This is a genomic window from Moorena sp. SIO2C4, assembly GCF_010672485.1.
Taxonomy (GTDB): Bacteria; Cyanobacteriota; Cyanobacteriia; order Cyanobacteriales; family Coleofasciculaceae; genus Moorena; species Moorena producens.
Genome location: NZ_JAAHGN010001511.1, coordinates 1 through 1230 on the forward strand (window position 1 = coordinate 1; position 1230 = coordinate 1230).

Consider the following 1230-nt stretch of genomic DNA (forward strand, 5'->3'; position numbering starts at 1 on the left):
CTGAATTTTGCCCCCCTAGCCCCCCAACTTTGGGGGGAACAAGAGTCAATTTGCTTCTAAAAGTCCCCCAAAATTGGGGGATTTAGGGGGCTTGGATGTAGCAAATGAGACTTCTCAGACAACCTCTTATTATTGCCTATTGCCTATTGCCTTTTGCCTTTTACCTGAAAAGCATAAGCAATGTCGCTAAAACGTTGTTGACTCAACTAACAACCTAATTTTCCCAATCTTGGCTAGTATCACACAAAAAAGTATCCTGAATCACCTCATCAAAGGAATAAAGACAAGCTTCTGGGAACGTTCGTATTGGCAAATTAGTTTCTCGCAAAGCCAAATCAACACCTGCTTCTTGACATCTCCCCCACTTAAAAGAGGGGGATTCTCAAAGGATGTTACGCGGTAGGGTGAACCCGTACCGCTCCACCTTTGTTTCGATATGATTTAGACAGATCAGTGAATAAATCGTATCTATGTGGGAGTGTCAAAGCTCCCCTAACCACCTTAGTCAAGTCGAATGACTGTGTGGTTACTTTGCGGATAATGTTGGCAGCGCCGTTACAATCGGCGTTGATAAACTTCCCGGAAGCAGTCCTGTAAAGTCCGCGTCTAACTCTTTTACCAGAGGGTTTCCATCCTTCGGGTTTTTCACCTATTTTCGGCAAGGAATCACCATCCAAAAAAGACGCTTTACTGGTGTAAGACTCTTCAGTAATTATTAGATTTATTCCGTACTCAGTACAGAGCTGCTTAATTCTTTCGATTAACCTTTTAGTGGGAATGGCTACAAACTGCTGATTGCCTTTCTTTCCCATGTTGGAACAGTTTTTTTGCCCTTCATTCCAACCAAATACCAGGTTTCCTATTCCATCATGCAGACATCTATTAACAATAAACCGAGCTGCTTTGTTGATTGCATCTCGCATTTGGTTGTTGCGTTTCAGCTGGATTCTATCTAAATGGGAATCCCAGTATTTTTCTGATTTACCAGATTTGTGCTTGGCTACTAACCGGCAATATCCTTGGTTCATGGACTTGAGCTTTCGACCGTCAATAATAAATCCTTTTCCCAATGTCGAAACGCAGGTCAACCAATTATCGCCACCGTGATCTATTCCGATCGCCTGAGAGTAATCAAGACTTGGATTATCGGTTACTGGTTGCTTCCCATCATCAATCACCCAATCTATCCACAATTGTCCATAGCAAGGACGAATTGTCACTTCTTTGACC

Annotated in this window: 1 protein-coding gene and 1 pseudogene; both read right to left on the reverse strand. The window is 42.7% G+C overall.

What is annotated here, in order from left to right; all coding sequences use genetic code 11:
• Positions 1–214 precede the first annotated feature (214 nt).
• A pseudogene (locus F6K20_RS39075) lies at positions 215–349 on the reverse strand (DUF29 family protein); the annotation flags it as partial.
• 43 nt (positions 350–392) lie between these two features.
• The coding region (locus F6K20_RS39080; RefSeq protein ID WP_287298538.1) for an RNA-guided endonuclease InsQ/TnpB family protein at positions 393–1230 on the reverse strand (838 nt) is incomplete at its 5' end.